At 50.4% G+C, this 15,944-nt stretch carries 16 protein-coding genes and 1 pseudogene; 9 read left to right on the top strand and 8 right to left on the bottom strand.

What is annotated here, in order from left to right:
* Positions 1 to 118 precede the first annotated feature (118 nt).
* On the top strand, positions 119 to 487 hold the full coding sequence (locus NDA02_RS12830; RefSeq protein ID WP_190789946.1) for a hypothetical protein: 369 nt from the start codon (positions 119 to 121) through the stop codon (positions 485 to 487).
* Here NDA02_RS12830 and NDA02_RS12825 read toward each other — a convergent pair.
* Positions 484 to 1,368, bottom strand: coding sequence for a lipid kinase (locus tag NDA02_RS12825; RefSeq protein WP_190789945.1), 885 nt, complete (start codon positions 1,366 to 1,368; stop codon positions 484 to 486). The two genes, NDA02_RS12830 and NDA02_RS12825, sit on opposite strands and share 4 nt — an antisense overlap.
* Positions 1,369 to 1,633: 265 nt before the next feature.
* The gene (locus tag NDA02_RS12820; RefSeq protein ID WP_348255067.1) at positions 1,634 to 2,029 is read right to left on the bottom strand and encodes a hypothetical protein; all 396 of its coding nucleotides are present in this window, start codon (positions 2,027 to 2,029) and stop codon (positions 1,634 to 1,636) included.
* Between the two features lie 292 nt (positions 2,030 to 2,321).
* Between NDA02_RS12820 and NDA02_RS12815 the strand changes: the two genes are divergently transcribed.
* On the top strand, positions 2,322 to 2,957 hold the full coding sequence (locus NDA02_RS12815; RefSeq protein WP_190789943.1) for a bifunctional 4-hydroxy-2-oxoglutarate aldolase/2-dehydro-3-deoxy-phosphogluconate aldolase: 636 nt from the start codon (positions 2,322 to 2,324) through the stop codon (positions 2,955 to 2,957).
* On the opposite strand, the gene NDA02_RS12810 is transcribed toward NDA02_RS12815, so the two are convergent.
* Both NDA02_RS12810 and NDA02_RS12805 read right to left on the bottom strand, forming a co-directional pair.
* Positions 2,954 to 3,916: a glycerate kinase gene (locus tag NDA02_RS12810; RefSeq protein WP_348255066.1), complete on the bottom strand. Its 963-nt coding sequence runs from the start codon at positions 3,914 to 3,916 to the stop codon at positions 2,954 to 2,956. The two genes, NDA02_RS12815 and NDA02_RS12810, sit on opposite strands and share 4 nt — an antisense overlap.
* Positions 3,917 to 3,945: 29 nt before the next feature.
* The gene (locus NDA02_RS12805) at positions 3,946 to 4,302 is read right to left on the bottom strand and encodes a DUF565 domain-containing protein (RefSeq protein WP_190793580.1); all 357 of its coding nucleotides are present in this window, start codon (positions 4,300 to 4,302) and stop codon (positions 3,946 to 3,948) included.
* Positions 4,303 to 4,517: 215 nt separating this feature from the next.
* On the opposite strand from NDA02_RS12805, the gene NDA02_RS12800 reads away from it, so the two are divergent.
* Both NDA02_RS12800 and NDA02_RS12795 read left to right on the top strand, forming a co-directional pair.
* Positions 4,518 to 5,108 carry a hypothetical protein gene (locus NDA02_RS12800; protein WP_190793581.1) on the top strand — a complete coding sequence of 197 codons (591 nt, stop codon included), beginning with the start codon at positions 4,518 to 4,520 and terminating at the stop codon, positions 5,106 to 5,108.
* Between the two features lie 489 nt (positions 5,109 to 5,597).
* A complete protein-coding gene (locus NDA02_RS12795; RefSeq protein WP_242067503.1) occupies positions 5,598 to 5,897 on the top strand; it encodes a c-type cytochrome in 300 nt (99 codons plus the stop codon).
* A gap of 80 nt (positions 5,898 to 5,977) precedes the next feature.
* Here the strand turns inward: NDA02_RS12795 and NDA02_RS12790 are convergent, their stop codons facing one another.
* Positions 5,978 to 7,705: a ShlB/FhaC/HecB family hemolysin secretion/activation protein gene (locus NDA02_RS12790; RefSeq protein WP_190793582.1), complete on the bottom strand. Its 1,728-nt coding sequence runs from the start codon at positions 7,703 to 7,705 to the stop codon at positions 5,978 to 5,980.
* A gap of 96 nt (positions 7,706 to 7,801) precedes the next feature.
* Entirely contained in the window at positions 7,802 to 8,971 is a 1,170-nt protein-coding gene (locus NDA02_RS12785) for a DNA double-strand break repair nuclease NurA (RefSeq protein ID WP_348255064.1), read from the bottom strand.
* A gap of 276 nt (positions 8,972 to 9,247) precedes the next feature.
* On the opposite strand from NDA02_RS12785, the gene NDA02_RS12780 reads away from it, so the two are divergent.
* From NDA02_RS12780 to NDA02_RS12765, 4 genes are all read left to right on the top strand, one after another.
* The gene (locus NDA02_RS12780) at positions 9,248 to 9,442 is read left to right on the top strand and encodes a hypothetical protein (protein ID WP_190791631.1); all 195 of its coding nucleotides are present in this window, start codon (positions 9,248 to 9,250) and stop codon (positions 9,440 to 9,442) included.
* Positions 9,443 to 9,662: 220 nt separating this feature from the next.
* Positions 9,663 to 10,886, top strand: a complete 1,224-nt coding sequence (chlP, locus tag NDA02_RS12775) for a geranylgeranyl reductase (RefSeq protein ID WP_190791632.1) — start codon at positions 9,663 to 9,665, stop codon at positions 10,884 to 10,886.
* 212 nt (positions 10,887 to 11,098) lie between these two features.
* Complete coding sequence (locus tag NDA02_RS12770) at positions 11,099 to 12,772, top strand: GH3 auxin-responsive promoter family protein (RefSeq protein ID WP_190791633.1); 1,674 nt, start codon at positions 11,099 to 11,101, stop codon at positions 12,770 to 12,772.
* A gap of 105 nt (positions 12,773 to 12,877) precedes the next feature.
* Entirely contained in the window at positions 12,878 to 13,618 is a 741-nt protein-coding gene (locus tag NDA02_RS12765; RefSeq protein ID WP_348249783.1) for an aspartyl/asparaginyl beta-hydroxylase domain-containing protein, read from the top strand.
* A gap of 81 nt (positions 13,619 to 13,699) precedes the next feature.
* Here the strand turns inward: NDA02_RS12765 and NDA02_RS12760 are convergent, their stop codons facing one another.
* Together NDA02_RS12760 and NDA02_RS12755 are read right to left on the bottom strand one after the other, a co-directional pair.
* On the bottom strand, positions 13,700 to 14,908 hold the full coding sequence (locus NDA02_RS12760; RefSeq protein ID WP_348255062.1) for an MFS transporter: 1,209 nt from the start codon (positions 14,906 to 14,908) through the stop codon (positions 13,700 to 13,702).
* 78 nt (positions 14,909 to 14,986) lie between these two features.
* Positions 14,987 to 15,487, bottom strand: a complete 501-nt coding sequence (locus NDA02_RS12755) for a pentapeptide repeat-containing protein (protein ID WP_190790605.1) — start codon at positions 15,485 to 15,487, stop codon at positions 14,987 to 14,989.
* A gap of 348 nt (positions 15,488 to 15,835) precedes the next feature.
* Here NDA02_RS12755 and NDA02_RS12750 point away from each other — a divergent pair.
* Positions 15,836 to 15,944 (top strand): annotated as a pseudogene (locus tag NDA02_RS12750) (photosystem II q(b) protein); the annotation flags it as partial.

Genomic DNA, 15,944 nt, shown 5'->3' with positions numbered 1-15,944 from the left:
GGATGTTTTATCTTGGAAGAAGTTACCCCGGCTGAAAGATGCTGCCGCTTACTGAAACTGGCAAACTGGAGTGGGTTAGGCCGGGCAAGGGCAGGAGGTTAAGGTGAATCAAAACGGCATGAAAAGCCTGCAATTTAATTTTTCAGGATTTAGCTTCTGGCTAACCCTCCTGGCACTGATCTGGCTACTGGGTTCGATCGGGCTGGGATGGGTGGTCAAGTCTGTTATTGTTTTGGCTGGTTTAGTTGTCGTTACGCCCTTACTGGCGTTCATCGGATTTCGCTGGTGGATCAAGCGAAACCTTGTCGTCGATTGCTGTCCGGTATGTGATTACGAATCTGCCGCAATTAACGGCACTCAGCTCCGTTGTCCAAGCTGTAGCGAACCGCTTCAGGTTGAAAAACGGCATTTTCATCGGCTTACCCTGCCTGGAACGGTGGATGTGACGGCGATCGAAGTGCCTGTAAAGCAAATCGAAGACAATTAGCTCGAACTTTCTACCGATGGAACAAACACCTTTAACGCCTGTGGCACGACGCGAAAATGAGCGGGAGCCTGGGTTGTGATTTCCCCATCGGTATTAATCGGTAAACGTCGGCGGGTCTGCACTTTCACCTCGCGGCAGGAGAAACCATCGACAAACGACCAGCTTGTTTGATCGCCCGATCGCATAGCTGGCAAAATCGCAAAAAGCTGCCACCAATGTTTCAGGTTCAGACTGTAGACATCAAGCTGCTGATCGTCGATTGTTGCAGTGCTGGCAACGGTCATTCCGCCACCATAGTATCGTCCGTTGCCAACGGCAATCTGAATGGTTTTAACTCGTCGATGTTCTCCGGTATCCAGCACCAGTTCAGCCCAGAAGGGACGCGAATGCCTTAGAGCTTGGATTGCGGCGATCGGATAAGCGAAAACGCCCCATTTTTGCTTGGTGTCTTTGTTGAGTTTGCGCGTAATCTGCACACTCAAGCCGATGCTGGCAACGTTGAAGAAATATTTGCCGTTGACCCAACCCACATCGATCTGCTCGATCTTTCGTTCAGTAATTATTTGGCAGGCTTCGGCGAGCGTGGTGGGAATGTTGAGAGTCCGTGCCAGATCGTTTGCAGTTCCAAGCGGCAGAATTCCGAGGGGGAGCTGCGTCTCGACTAGACCGGGGATTGCAGCATTCAGCGTCCCGTCGCCGCCGCCAATAATCACACAGTCCACGCTGTCCTGATGCTGTCGAATTAGGTTGGCAATCATGCCCGGATTTTTGGGCGTCGCCTCAATCCATTCCAGCCCGCTCTCGCGCAGATAATCGATCGCCTCCTCTAGCTTGTCTTTTCCGTGGCGCGATTGACGGTTGACCAGCAGCAGTGCTTTCACAAGCCCACCTCACAAGCGACAGTAGACCATCACTATCGGATAAATGGGGTGAGTCTAGAATCCTTCAACTGAGAGATTAATTACAGGCTGCGCTTTTTGCGATCGGGATTAGAACACCTGCCTAAGTCCCAAATTTGCCCTCATTCCCAGTTCTTTATGCCTTTTGCAAAATCAGCCAGCCCCAGAGTGAAGCTAGGGCGGCTGAGAAAATTTCCAGAGTGAGATTTATTTAATTGCGAGAATCCGAGAAACAGATAAAACCCAATTATGGATTCTCAGAGGGTGGTGCAGGATTTGGGCTGGACGTTGACGAGTCACTGTCAGAAGACCGTTGAGCGTTTGACTCCGGCTGAGTTAGCTCAGACTCCTGAGTCGGGGCAGGGTTAGGAACTGTGATATTGATATCAGGAGCCTTCACATCAGGAGCTTGAGGCTGAGCCGGAACAATTTCTCGGGTTCGCTCAATGACTGTATTTTGGCGTGGAGCTTGCGATTCGGACGGGCGATTAAAAAAGGCGTAAGCTGCAATTCCTGCACCGACTAAACCTGCGATCGCAATTCCAAGGGCAACCCCACTTGCCGCACTGCTGTTCTCTCGATCGCTCTGAGCCTGCCGCCGTAGCTCATTCTCATAAACTTCCCGATCGCGTAAATTGCTCATGTTCAATTCCTCCTCGATCTCAAAAGCATTGGGATGTACAAAAACGTGTGTAATGAAACAAGAATCCTTTTGACATTCAACAGATCTTGTTGTTGGAAATTTCCAATCTGTTGCACCCGTAGTTCCAAAATAGCCATTCAGTACCAACGACTTATTACACCTAGAGGAAGGTAGCTTTCTATACCGCAGGAATGGAATAAAGCAGTACATAGCCGTGAGATGACTGTCAAATGAGTTAAAACATGGCAAAATCAGGCTTCGGTTCTTTGACTCGAAATTGGGTGGTTAGGTTATGTCCGCAGCATGGCTTGCACTGCTGAAACAGCATCGATCGATCGCAGTGATTCGCGCCCTCGAACTGGCAGTGGGAATCGAGATGGCAAACGCAACGGCGGCAGGCGGAATGCGGCTGATTGAAATTACCTGGAACAGCGATCGTCCCCATCATCTAATCCAACAGATCCAAAATGATTTGCCAGATTGTGTGATTGGAGCCGGAACGTTGCGATCGACCGATGAGGTGCAGCAGGCGATCGAGGCGGGGGCACAGTTTTTGTTTTCGCCGCATACGGATTTTTCGATGATTGAAGCGGCAGTGCGGCGGGAGATTCCGATCGTGGCAGGGGCGCTGACCCCGACGGAAATTATGCAGGCATGGCAGGCAGGGGCAGCCTGTGTCAAGGTTTTTCCAATTCAGGCGGTGGGTGGCGCAAGCTATATTCGCAGTTTGCAGGAGCCGCTCGGCGGAATTCCGCTGATTCCTACCGGAGGCGTGACGATCGACAATGCAGCGGAGTTTATTCGTGCAGGCGCGATCGCTGTAGGGCTGGCAGGACAGCTTTTTCCAAAACAGGCGATCGAGGCAGGCGACTGGTCAATCGTTGAGGCGCGATCGAAGCAACTGGTCGAAAATTTGCGAAGCGTTTAGTCTGAACCGGGATTGTACGGACAATAAATCGAAATGGGTAACCGATTTTCGTCAAGCTCAATGATCCAATCAACCCATTCAGGCTGAGACAGAAGCGGCGGGATAAACAGCTCAGGGTGAAGCGATCGCCAGAAATACTGCACAAATTCCTCGATTTCGGTATCACTCATGCCCGGTTTTCCGGTCGCTTTCATCATGTGTTCTGCTTCTTTGCGCCATTGCAGCGTCAATCGATAATCTACTGGATTCAGCACAATCAGGCGATCGAGTTCGTCCCACAGCGGCAAGTAGTCTTGTAACCGATCGTTGATGTCACGGGCAAAGGTGCGGTCAGACTCGCTGATAATCGGCGACGGGGCATGGTTAAACAAAGCCGGAGCGATCGGACGCACCCCCACAAACCAGCCTTCAAACAGCACCACATCAGCAGCCGTAAGCCTTTCTGGCACAATTCGATCGCCTGCCCCTTGATGCAGCGACTTGTCAAAGCGAGGCACGGCAACCGCATGCTGCGGGCTAACCTGTCTGAGCTGCTTCAGAACCGATAATCCCAGCGAGACATCATGTGTGCCCGGAGGACCACGCCAGCGATAGCGAGGGTCAAACTGCTGAAGCTGAAGTCGATCGGCATAGGTTTTATAAAGGTCGTCGATCGATAAACGACAAACCTGAAGTTCCATCTCTGCCAAAATTTCAGTCAGGATAGCGGCAAGGGTCGTTTTACCCGTTCCCTGCCCGCCCAGAATCCCGAGAATTAGCGTTTTCTGCTGCCGCCACTCAGCGATCTGTTGTGCTAAAGGCATCCAAAACTGCTGTAAAAGCTTGATGCGAAGCAGTTCCTCCTTGGGGGTAATCGGACTATCTTGCCAGCCCTGCTGATAAAAAAAGTTTTGGAGCCGAAGAAAAACTCGCTGAAAAAAAGCTTCGTCCTGCTGATGAATTGACCTGCTTTCTGCCATCGTTTACCGCTCCTTTATTCGCTCATTCGCTAACTGCCCAGCTTAAATGCCTCCAGAAATAGCCCATAAGCCAGTCCCAGCTTTAACCCGTTCAAGACATCGAGCAACAGCGATCGGGCAGCAGGCCTCGCTTGTCCCAAAGAACGGGAACGATCGCCGCGATAAACTAGCCAGCTAATCAACTCACTAAACAACACCAACAGAAACGCTGCCAGCACGTCTAATTCTGCCTTTTGTCCGGCAACGGTCGAAATCGTCGAAGCAAGAAAATTTCCGGTCAAAACTGTAATCAGCAGCAGCGACAACCGCCGCCAGGGATTTTGTAGCGATCGGCTAAATCGTCCTAGCGCATTGTCTACAACCGTACTGAGCCGAGTATTCTGCATGAATTGGGGATAAATTGGGGACAAATCGGGGCGGAAGTTGAATATCAGCATTTTAAAGGTAGAGAAGCAGAAAACAAGGACAGAAAGCCCTGATTCCGATTGCCGTCCCCAGTCCATCGCTTAGGGAAAACGATCGCCGCAGAAACTCTCTTTGGATACGTGCAAAGACCGTGATCCCTGTCTAGATTAGAAATGACACGCGGGAGGGAACGGGAGTGAAGATATCAGATGAGACAAAGCTCAAGCTCTACCCTGTGGCAATCGGGGTCATGGGCGTTTGTCTGCTGGCACTGCTCTTTACCCGAATTGATATTATTCTGCCGACTTCCCCCGAGCAAACCGCTCCCCCGGAACCTGCCGCGTCTCCCATGCCTGCCCCAACTCCGGCGATCGAACCTTCTCCCACCCCATCCCCCAGTCCGACCCCGATTCCTAGTCCACCGCCCGTTTCTCAGTCGCCCAATCCTGCGGCAGCAAGCGATCGTTTGGGAAACCTCAAAGTCAGCAATCAAACGACACATCCGGTACGGGTGGCTTTGCTGTTTCAGCAGGCAAACAGTAAATCTACGGCACAACTATCCTACAACCAGCCCGTTCACTGGGATTTTGCACCGGGCGAAGGGGGAAATACTGGCTTATTACTCTCACTGCCCGATAGCAACCTGCAAGTCAAAGCGGGAGATGTGCTGATGGCATTTGCAGAAGACGGTTCACGCCGCTACTGGGGTCCGTTTGTGGTTGGTAGAACGAGCCTGCCAACGTGGAATGCGACTCAGCAAGAGTGGACGCTGCTACTCCAGCAATAAATTCTGTCGGTGCGGATAAGCATTGCAGTTCAAGCTGGGCTGGATTCGATCGCGATTCGATCGTTAAACAAATCTCCTTACAAGAATGAGAGGATGTTTGAATCGCCACCGTCACTCAACTTGCTTAATGCTCAAGCAACCTGGCTCACTTTCAAAATTCAAAGTCTCCCCTCGCTCTTTTAGAGCGGCAAGCAATCAATGGGGAATTTAGGGGGCAATGTAGAACAGAGAACGCTTTTCAAACACCCTCGGAGCAGAGCTTTCACAACCTATGGGTGAACCCTTTCGTAAACCCTATTTTGTGGACCCTATCGATAAACTGGAGAAGAAAATTGAGAGGTTTCTCCTGTGTTCGATATTCGATTGGTGTTCGGCTGGCTAATGTCTAAATGCGATCGGTGGAGTCAGGGAACCGAAAGCCGATTTCTCCTCACGCGACTCGTAGGTCTTGCCTGCATGACCCTGATTGGGGCTGCAACAATCCTTGTCATGCCTGCTGCGATCGCTGCGGATTCAACGGATTTAGCAAGCGGCTCTCAAGTCTTTCAGGCGCACTGCGAGGGCTGCCACATTAACGGCGGCAACATTATCCGACGCGGCAAAACCCTGAAACTCAACGCCCTGCAACGCAACGGTATGGATTCTCTAGAGGGGATCGCCCAAATCGTCACCCATGGCAAAAACAATATGTCTGCTTTTCACGATCGCCTCACTGAGCAGCAAATTCAAGATGTCGCCGCCTACGTTCTTGACCAGGCAGAAACAGGCTGGAAAGAACCGCAAAAATAAATCCATTTCCAAACAAGTCGATCGCAACACCACCCCAGGCTCAAACTGAATCGCACAATCTCTCCCCTCCACTCATCCACCTACCGCAACTGATAATCCACGCTGAAATAAACCCCAAAATCCTGAGCATTCACTCCCTGATCGTCCAGATTCACCAGGGGAATTGCGCCATCTACTCTCACATTCACATCAGCCAAGGGCTGCCATAGGATGCCTAACCCCACGCCCGCAAGAAAATTTTGACGTGGCAAAGCATTTAGATTGCGGCTATCGTTCCAGACCAGTCCAGAATCGATAAAAGGCGCAACTTGCAGCACTGACTCTCCTGCCTCGTTGCGGGCAAGCGTGATCCGGTCTTCCACAGAAAAGCGAATGCCATTATCGCCCAATCTGGCATTTTGCCGAAACCCGCGTACCGATCGTCCACCCCCGATCGCAAACTGCTGTGAGGGCGGGAGCGCGTCGGGCGTGAGCTGCACATCAAGCTGAGCAATCAGTAAATTGCCTGGATTCAGGATTTGGACGCGCTGAAACTGTCCCAGCCAGGTAAAAAATAGCCCGTCTGGCGTGTTGTCAGGGGGGTCTGTGGTGGCACCCAATAATCCAGTGCCGAAATTGAATGCCGATCGCCCTGCCCAGGCTCCCTGGGGGTCACGCCGCACATAGTCCTGACCAAAGGTGAAAACACTGGTCGTCGTATCGTCGATCAGCGATTCGCTCACAAAGATTTGTCCGGTGCGGTGCGTGAATTCGGTAGAAAGGGCGAACTCTTCGCGGGGCGATCGAATCACGGGCTGCCGAAAGCTGGCTTCATACAGGTTCGCGCTGCCCTGAATATCGAGATCGTCAGGATCACGGCGTGTAAACTCGAAGTTGCTGGGTGAGTACCTGAGCGCAAGGGTGCCCTGAAGCGGATTAAGTGGAATTTCGTAGTTGAATTCAAAAACGTTTGATCCACCTGTGGTCGATCGAAAATAAGCCGCCGTCAGCAAATCGCCGTTTCCAGTCAAATTATGTTGTCCTATCACAACCCCAATGCGCTCTGACCCCACATCGGGCGGCGACAGGTTATCAGCACTCAGATCGAGAATCCAGTCTTCTGCTTCGGTTACACGCACCGACAGAATGCTTTGCCCCAGCCCGCTGCCTGCGCGTAAGCTGGCTTCCACGTTGTCAAATAAAGGGTCGATTCGCAGCAGACGAAGCTGATCTTCCAGATCGCTCTGACGCAAAGGCGTACCGCTGCCCAACTGGATTCGACTGCGAACATAGGCAGGATTGACTCGGCGAGTTCCTTCAATCTCGATCGCCTCCAAGCTGCCTTCGATGACGCGAATCTGCACAACGCCATCCTGAATTTGCTGATCGACCAGAATTGCTCTGGAGGTGAGATAGCCCTCGTTTAGATAAAGCTGGGTAATCTGATCCGCGACCTGCCGCAGCTCTTCTAGAGTGAGCGATTTGCCCTGCACAGGTTGGACGAGCGGCGCAAAATCGTTTTCGTCAAAAACCGTACTTCCCACCACCTCAATCTGCTGGACGGGAATCTGAACCGGGGCAGTTTCAGTCACAGGCGCAGGCGCAGGCGGAATCGATTCAGCTGGAGCGGGAGCAGGCAAGGGAACAGGCGGCACAGGCTGAAGCAAGGAAGGCTCAGGATTTGTGGGAACAGGAGTCTGAGCCAGAATTTCCGCTAGAGCCACTGCCTGAGCAGGGATAGAAACAAGCAGCCCAGGCACGATCGCCCCAAACGCAAGATGGAGCAGTTCCCCCTTCGCAGTTATCGATTTCGCCAACGATCGTTTCATCACCCACTCACAAACCCCATGGCAGCATTATCGAAGTCCTGACGGTTTGCTCCGGAAAAACGGTTGAATTCCTTAACTGAATTCCTTAACCGTTACTCAACGTCGCCTGACTTTGCTCACCATTTTGCGAGAAAATCGCAGGTTTAAATCCTCTGACTCTGCCCAATCCTGCAAAATCTGGAAAAAGATCTGTCGATCGTTTGCTTGCAACACGGCAGTCTGGTCTGCGCTTTCGATCACATAAGGATAGCCGCCGCCAATAATCACTTCGCCGCGTACCCAGTCCATGATTCCATCGCTAATCCCTGCTTCCACCATCCATAGAGGCATTTCAATCCGGGCAGGATAGTTGTCGCGAGTGGTTTTTAAGTAGGTAAAGGCAACCCGATCGCGCTGCTCTTCATACTGGTCTAAAATGCCCGATCGCTGGCACAGAAACAGGGGAGTTCGATCGCCCCACGCCATAAATTTGTTGAGCAACTGAGCATCGTGAATGGTGTCGGATGGAGGCAGATCATAAAGCGTGCGGAGCATTACCGCGAGATCCTGCGCGTAGGAAGTGTCGATATAGGCAACCAAAGGAACCCGGTATTTCTCGCTTGCCCGCAGCAAATTCAGCAGACATTCGACATAAAACTGACGGCTGCTCCCATCAAACACTTGAGCAAAGGTCGCCACCAGAGAGCCATCCAGAAATACCAGACAGTCTTCGGCATGGGCATGGTCTTTGATGTAATCGACCAGTCGTTGCGTCTCCATCTCAAACCGCCGCATATTGACTCGTCGATCGACAGGTTCACCGCTATTCCCAGCTTGAAGATCGATCGGGGTCATCACATCCAGGGCAATGTCTTTCTCGTAGCCGCCTGTCGGCAGGTGAGGATTTTCAAACCAGCCAATCTGCACCAGAGCGATCGGAATCGAAAGATCTTTCCCCGGATAGATTTGGGAGCCATCAACCGCAAACGTGCGGATTCCAGTGAGCCGATCGCGTACCCAAGCAAGGCTCTGCTCTTTGTTCTGCCACACCAGCCCACAGGAAATCACGCCGTTCTTTGCCTCAGACAGCGACTCTAACAGCCGCGCTCCGGTTGCCCCAGAATACTTAGCAAGACGCTGCCGGACATCGGCTTCTCCCTGGGCAGACAAAACGTGCAGCGCGCTGCGATACTGCTGCAACTGCTCCCACACCTCCCGATTAAAGGCAGTAAATTCCTCGCGTTTGTTCGTAAGAATTTGATGAATCTGAGACGGCTTCAGGGTCATGACGATCGCAGCAGAGCTTTTAACAGGGCTTTCAATAGCCTACAGGATTTCTACAGTCAGTATTTCAACGGAATTTCTAATCGCTACGCGGGCAATAACACGGAAGAATACGGATAGGAATCTAAAGAAAATATTAAATAATAGATTCTATTAGAGACAGGGTGAATAACTACCAGTTCATCCCGATCGCCAATCGCCATTCGTGGAGTTGAAACATAACTTATGGGTGCCGCTGAAATTTCTAAGCTCGCGTTTAGCAGAGGGTGCAGTCTAAACATGAGTGGGCAAGACGATGTTTTGCTGTATTGGATTGAGAACACAATTTTCGTGAGTAAACCCTTCGAGCAGCTTGAAGAACTGGTCGATTTGATTTTGCGCTTGCCGATTTGCGGTCAAGACACCGTTCAAGCTTCTGAAACGATCGTGCTTGCTCAAACTACTTTTTGCCCTTCTGTTCCCCTTGCTGCCTGATCTTGCAGTCGCACTTCACGGTTTGCTCCTTTTACCAATGGCACTGTGAATGATTAGAATTGTGAATTCTCAATGATGACTGCTATCGCTGCTCCCTCAGGGTCAATATATTAAGCTCTGTTTCATTTCTTTCCTATCTCCGGCCTCAGACAGTAATCCAGCGGAGTGTCCGTGATAGGATGCACTCCGTGGCCTCTGGGAGACATAGGAGAGAAGACCTTTGACACTACGGGTTGCTGTTGTTGGATCGGGTCCGGCAGGTTCCTCGGCTGCCGAGACATTAGCAAGAGCTGGAATTGAAACTTACCTTTTTGAACGCAAGTTAGATAACGCCAAACCTTGTGGTGGGGCAATTCCCCTCTGCATGGTCAGCGAGTTTGATCTGCCGCCAGAAATCATCGATCGTCGAGTTCGCAAGATGAAGATGATTTCTCCCTCAAATATTGAGGTGAACATTGGTCAGACGCTTAAAGATGATGAATATATTGGAATGTGCCGCCGCGAGGTGCTGGACGGCTTCCTGCGAAATCGGGCTGCCAAACTGGGCGCAACGCTAATCAACGGAACGGTGCATGGCATCGACCTTCCTACAAGCAGCACGGCTCCTTACACCCTTCACTACGCCGATCACTCGAACGGTGCGCTGGAAGGTGAAGCCAGAACGCTGCAAGTTGATTTGATCATCGGTGCAGATGGTGCAAATTCCCGCGTTGCCAAAGCGATCGATGCAGGAGACTACAACTACGCGATCGCCTTCCAGGAGCGCATCCGCTTGCCCGAAGAAGGAATGGCATACTACGAGGAACTCGCCGAGATGTATGTGGGAGATGATGTCTCTCCAGACTTCTACGCCTGGGTTTTCCCCAAGTATGACCACGTTGCGGTCGGCACAGGCACGATGAAAAAGAACAAGGCACTCATCAAAGACCTGCAAGCTGGCATCCGCACCCGCGCTGCTAAAAAGCTGGAAGGCGGCAAAATCATCAAAGTCGAAGCGCATCCCATTCCTGAGCATCCCCGTCCGCGTCGTGTGGTGGGTCGTGTGGCTCTGGTGGGCGATGCCGCAGGCTATGTTACCAAGTCTTCGGGCGAAGGCATTTACTTTGCTGCGAAGTCAGGTCGGATGTGCGCCGAAACCATTGTCGAACTGTCAAACAAGGGAGAGCGCATTCCCACCGAGGCTGATCTCAAGGTGTACCTGAAACGATGGGACAAAACCTATGGAGCGACCTATCTGGTGCTAGACATCTTGCAGCGCGTGTTCTACCGCTCAGATGCAACTCGCGAAGCCTTCGTCGAAATGTGTTCTGACATCGACGTGCAGAAGCTGACATTTGACAGCTACCTGTATAAAACAGTCGTGCCTGCTAATCCCATAGTGCAGCTTAAGATCACTGCAAAGACGATCGCAAGCCTGCTGCGCGGAAATGCCCTGGCTCCTTAATTTAGTCTTAATTTCAATAACTTAGTCATGCGATCGGGTGGGCAATAGCTCACCCATTTTTTATTGTGGGCTGTTTTATTGTGGGCTGTTATTTTGTGCTGATAAGGCGATGGGTGGTACGATGACGTTCTCTAGAAGGCTGACGCTTGTTAGCCCACCTACCATTGACTCCTTTGAGACTGACTCATCTAACTTTCTGCCACAGCCAGCCTATGAGCAACCTAGTGCTATCTTTGGTTTCTACAGTAACGAAGCGAGTCAAAGCCAACTTTGTCCGAAATACTCAAAACGTTACCGCAGCCCAGGAAAAGTTTCTTCTATCACTGCTGCGATTGCACCAGAACACAGAGTTTGGCAAGCAGTATGGACTTGCAGAGGTTAAAACCGTTGCTCAATTTCGCGATCGGATTCCTGTTTTGTCCTACAGCCATTACGAGCCTTATGTAGAGCGCATCGCTCAAGGCGAGCCCAATATTCTGACTCCTGACCCTATAATTTACCTGAACCTGAGCAGTGGCTCAACCGGAAAACAAAAACTCATTCCTGTTACCCATCGATCTCGCCGAGTTCGTAGTCAAGTCAATCAGACCAGCACCGGATTCCTGATTGAAGCACTGCAGCGCCGCAAACTGCCGATCGGTAAGATCCTTGTAACCACATCAGCACGAGCCGTTGGGCAGACCAGCAGCGGTATCGACTATGGCTTTGTGAGCGCAGGTGATTTACGGCTCAACAGCGGGCTTTACCGGCAGATTGCTGCCCAGCCTTTTGAAGCCCTGCAATCGGCTGATAGTCTGGCTCGTCACTATGTTTGCTTGCTGTTTGCGCTAAGCGATCCACAAACGCGCATCATTGGGGCAAACTTTCCAGTGCTGGGTTTGCAGCTCAGCCATTACTTGGAATCCTACGCGGAAGATTTTATTCAAGATATTGAAACAGGCGAGATTGCCCATTGGTTGAAGTTAGAACCGGAGATTCGCGCCAAGTTGGAACGATGCTGGTCGAGTCACCCAAAACGAGCGGCTGAACTGCGCCATCTTCTAAAAACAGAAGGACGGCTGACGCCCCACTCGGTTTGGAATTTGTCTGCCGTCGTGACGGCTTTGGGCGGTACATCTAGCTTCTACCTGGAGCGATTTCCGTCTTACTTTGGTGACACTCCCATTTTCGGTGGAATTTATGCCTCATCAGAAGCAGCTTTTGGCACCTACTATGAGCTGAACAACGAGGGAGCTGTGCTAGCGGTGAACGCAGGTTTTTTTGAGTTCATCGCTGAAGATCAGTGGCAAGCCGCTCAACCCAAAACTTTGCTGCCTTGTGAAGTCACACCCGGAAACTACTACCGAATTGTTGTAACAAATTACAGCGGGCTTTATCGCTATGACATTAATGATGTTGTCGAGGTTTTGGGCTTTTACAACGAAGCACCAATCATTGTTTTTCGACATCGCCTGGGCGGATTACTCTCTTCGACTACGGAGAAGACGACAGAATTTCACGTCGCACAGGTCATGCAGCGGCTACAGCAAAATTTTAATCTCGCCTTAGAAAACTTCTGCGTTACCTTGTCCGAACATGAAATTCCACCTCACTATTTGGTCAATATTGAACTGGCTTCTGGAGAACGGCTTACCCACTCCCAGGATTTCATTCAGCAGTTCGATCGCTACCTTCAGGAGGTTCAGCCTTCTTATGCCGTCAAGCGTCCGGGTACAATTCCACCCCCCCGTCTTCGGATTTTAGCCTCTGGAAGCTTTGCCACATTGCAACAGCGATTGCTAAAGCGCGGCATTCCAGAATCCCAATTGAAGTTTCCGCATATTAGCGACGATCGCCATCTGCTAACGGGACTTACAATCGCGCAAGAAATTGCAATGGAGGAGTGAAGCTTCTGCCTAAAATAAAGTTGCCTAAAATAAGATTGCCCCAAATTACTTTCTAAGATGATTTAGTGTAAGGCGTGCATGAAAGGGTTCGTTCAATCAACTACCATGAAACTGGAAAGTATTAGCCCTAATAACATTAACCTGGTCCAAAACCTGATCCAGAAAATTGAGAGCCTCGTACCTGAGTATTCTCTTGTTGGCGAATCAGTGTTTTTCTCTAAAGACCAGTTTCCCTGGGCAGAAGCACTAGAAGCTAACTGGCAGGGGATTCGCCAAGAGCTAGATCAAGTGCTTCCCTACACAGATGTACTCCCCAATTTCCAGGATATTTCTCCTCGCCAGAACCGCATTTCCCCCGATAATCTCTGGAAGACTTACTTCTTTTTTGCCTTTGGCTATCGCTCCCAAAAAAATTGCGATCGGTGTCCAGAAACAACTCGGCTATTGGAACAAATTCCAGGTTTAAAGGTTGCTTTCTTCTCAATTCTGGCTCCGGGAAAACATATTCCTGAGCATCGGGGCAAACACAAGGGGATTATTCGGTGTCATTTAGCCTTAAAAGTGCCAGAACCCAGAGAAAAGTGCCGCATTCGTGTTTCCGAGCAGGTCGCCTACTGGGAGGAAGGCAAAACCTTGTTTTTTGACGACACCTATCCCCACGAAGTTTGGAACGACACGAATGATTATCGGGTTGTGCTATTTCTTGATATTGCTCGCCCGCTGCGCTTTCCCTTGTCGATCGTTAACTGGCTTGTGAATCGGTTGGTTGGTTTTTCTCCGATCATTCAAGTTGCGAAAGGCAATCATCAAAACTGGGAAAAACAGTTTGAGGAAATGCTGCGCTAGCTCTTTCTTCCAACCCTCTACCCGCCTGAAGATCATCGTTTAGTTGGGTGCAACCAAAAGGCTTGTCCAAACGCAGCGGCTTTAGCTAGATGCCCGATTTGGCTGCATCACAACGGTGAGGCTTAACCCACTCGCTATCGCTGCAATTGCGCCTGCCACATAAAACACGGGCGGTAAACCCGCATATTTCCAGACAGAACCTAAAATCACAGGGGAAATAAACTGCCCTAAGGAGTTAAACCCAGTTCCGATCGCCAACACCGTCGTCCTCACTTCGAGGGGCGCTAAACCTGCCAGTACGTCATACAGGTTAGGAGTAATGATGCCAAAACCTGCCCCAAAAAGCATTGCGGTCGGAATAATCAAATACAGCTCAGTCAAAAAAGGAATGGTCACGATCGCCATTGCCATTAAGCTGAAGCCAAAAGCAACCGCTCGACTCGGCCCAATCCGCTGACTGATTCGACTTGCCCCAAAAGCAGAAATTAAAGCGGCTCCAACCAAACGAACTGCTAACACAATACCGTTGATTTCAGGAGTCGCCCCGATCGCCTGCTTAAGGTAGAGCGGCGTATAAACCACAACGGCATACATCATCAGCCCGGCTGCCCAGATAAATAAATACACCGTTAAAATACTGCGATTACGAATCAACTGGCTAAGCTGCTGATTTTGGCTTGTCTGGATCATTGACACAGCAGGAGAAGCATTTTCCCTCAAGACAAGGGCCGCAATTACTGCCAGGGGAATGCCCAGCCCGTACAGATAAAAAGCAAACTGCCATTGAATACCACCAACCCAGCCACCCAACAACGGGAAGAAAATCGCCGCGGTTGTCATGGCACTCGTTGCGTAGCCTAAGATGCGCGATCGCGTTTCTCCTTCATACATGCCGCCTAATATGCCGATCGTGGCAGCAGCAACACCCCCGCTAGCAGCCCCAAGCAACCCTCGGCTGGTTAGAAGTAAGGGCATTGTTGTAAGAAACGCGGTAGATAGCCCAAAAATAGCGTACAGAATTAGGCAAGGAACCATCACTTTGAGCTTACCCAAGCGATCAGCCACGACTCCTAGAATTGGGGTACACAAAGCAGAGGTTAGCGCATGAATGCTAGCGAGTGTTCCTGCCCACTGGGGGTCAAGTGCGAGCTGCTGCACCATTTCTGGCAACACCGGAAAGATTACACTCCCGGTCATTGTAGTCAAACACCCTGCTAGTAATAAAACCAATAATTGGTGAAATCGCTTCGCGGATGTTAAGTGAGCGGCTCGCTTCAACAAATCATTCATAGGCAGCATTAAGGATTCATGGGCAGCATTAAGGTTTTCACACCGCGCTTGTAGGAGATTACAGGCGATCGTTTATGCTCACCGACAACCCAGGGATTCACGCGTATCCACACCCGTTAATGGATTCACGCCATTTGCAGTTTTGCATAGCTCAAGAACTTGGTCGCGATCGAGTAAGGCAAAGCTGAAGTCTGCGCCATCTACTTTTGCACCCTTAAAGCTTGATTTAAGCATCATCGCGGAAGTCAAAATTGCATCAGTTAAATCAACACCAGATAAATCACTTAAGTAAGCAATGCCATCACTAAAATCGACGCTGTGAAGGTTCGCATTGGTTAAGACAGAGCCATTGAAGACTGCTCCTCGCAAATTTGCACCGCTAAAGTTCGCTTTGATCAATCTCGCGTTCGCAAATTCCGCTTTGACAAGATCCTGTCCGGCGTAATCTTTCGTATCCGCTTGAACGTCATCAAAGGCGCGAATTGCAGCAGAACTTGCAGCGATGACCGGAAGCGGTGCAGCCGTCAGCATCACATAACAAAAGACAATTAGACCCAGGAACAACTGAAATACCCGCATAGCAAATTCTTAGAGAATGCAGACAATTCTTGAACAGTCTCAAACTTAACATTTTTTAATCGTGCCTCCGCTTCCGAACGCTCGAAAGTTTGTTTAGCGCTCTGGAGTTTAGCGCTCTGGAATAGTGCGTGAAGGACAGCGGCAAGTTTAGAGAGCAGAAATACGATTCCTGCCAGGGCAAGCTCCAATTTTTCCATCAAGGGATCATTCACTACAGCCATAGATTAGCTGAGCCTATGCTGCTTATAAGAAATGTTTATGTTTAGTTTCCTTCACATTTTCTAAGCTTTCGTTTACATTGAATGACATACATAAGTTTACGTACCTTTACAACGGACTCATCGAAATATGACGACTACCTTACAGCGTCGCGACTCCGCGAACCTGTGGGAGCAGTTCTGCACCTGGATCACCTCCACCGACAACCGCCTCTACATCGGCTGGTTCGGCGTCCTCA

The organism is Leptolyngbya sp. ST-U4 (assembly GCF_039962215.1).
GTDB lineage: Bacteria > Cyanobacteriota > Cyanobacteriia > Elainellales > Elainellaceae > Leptolyngbya_A.
This window is presented reverse-complemented; position numbering and strand designations above follow the sequence as displayed.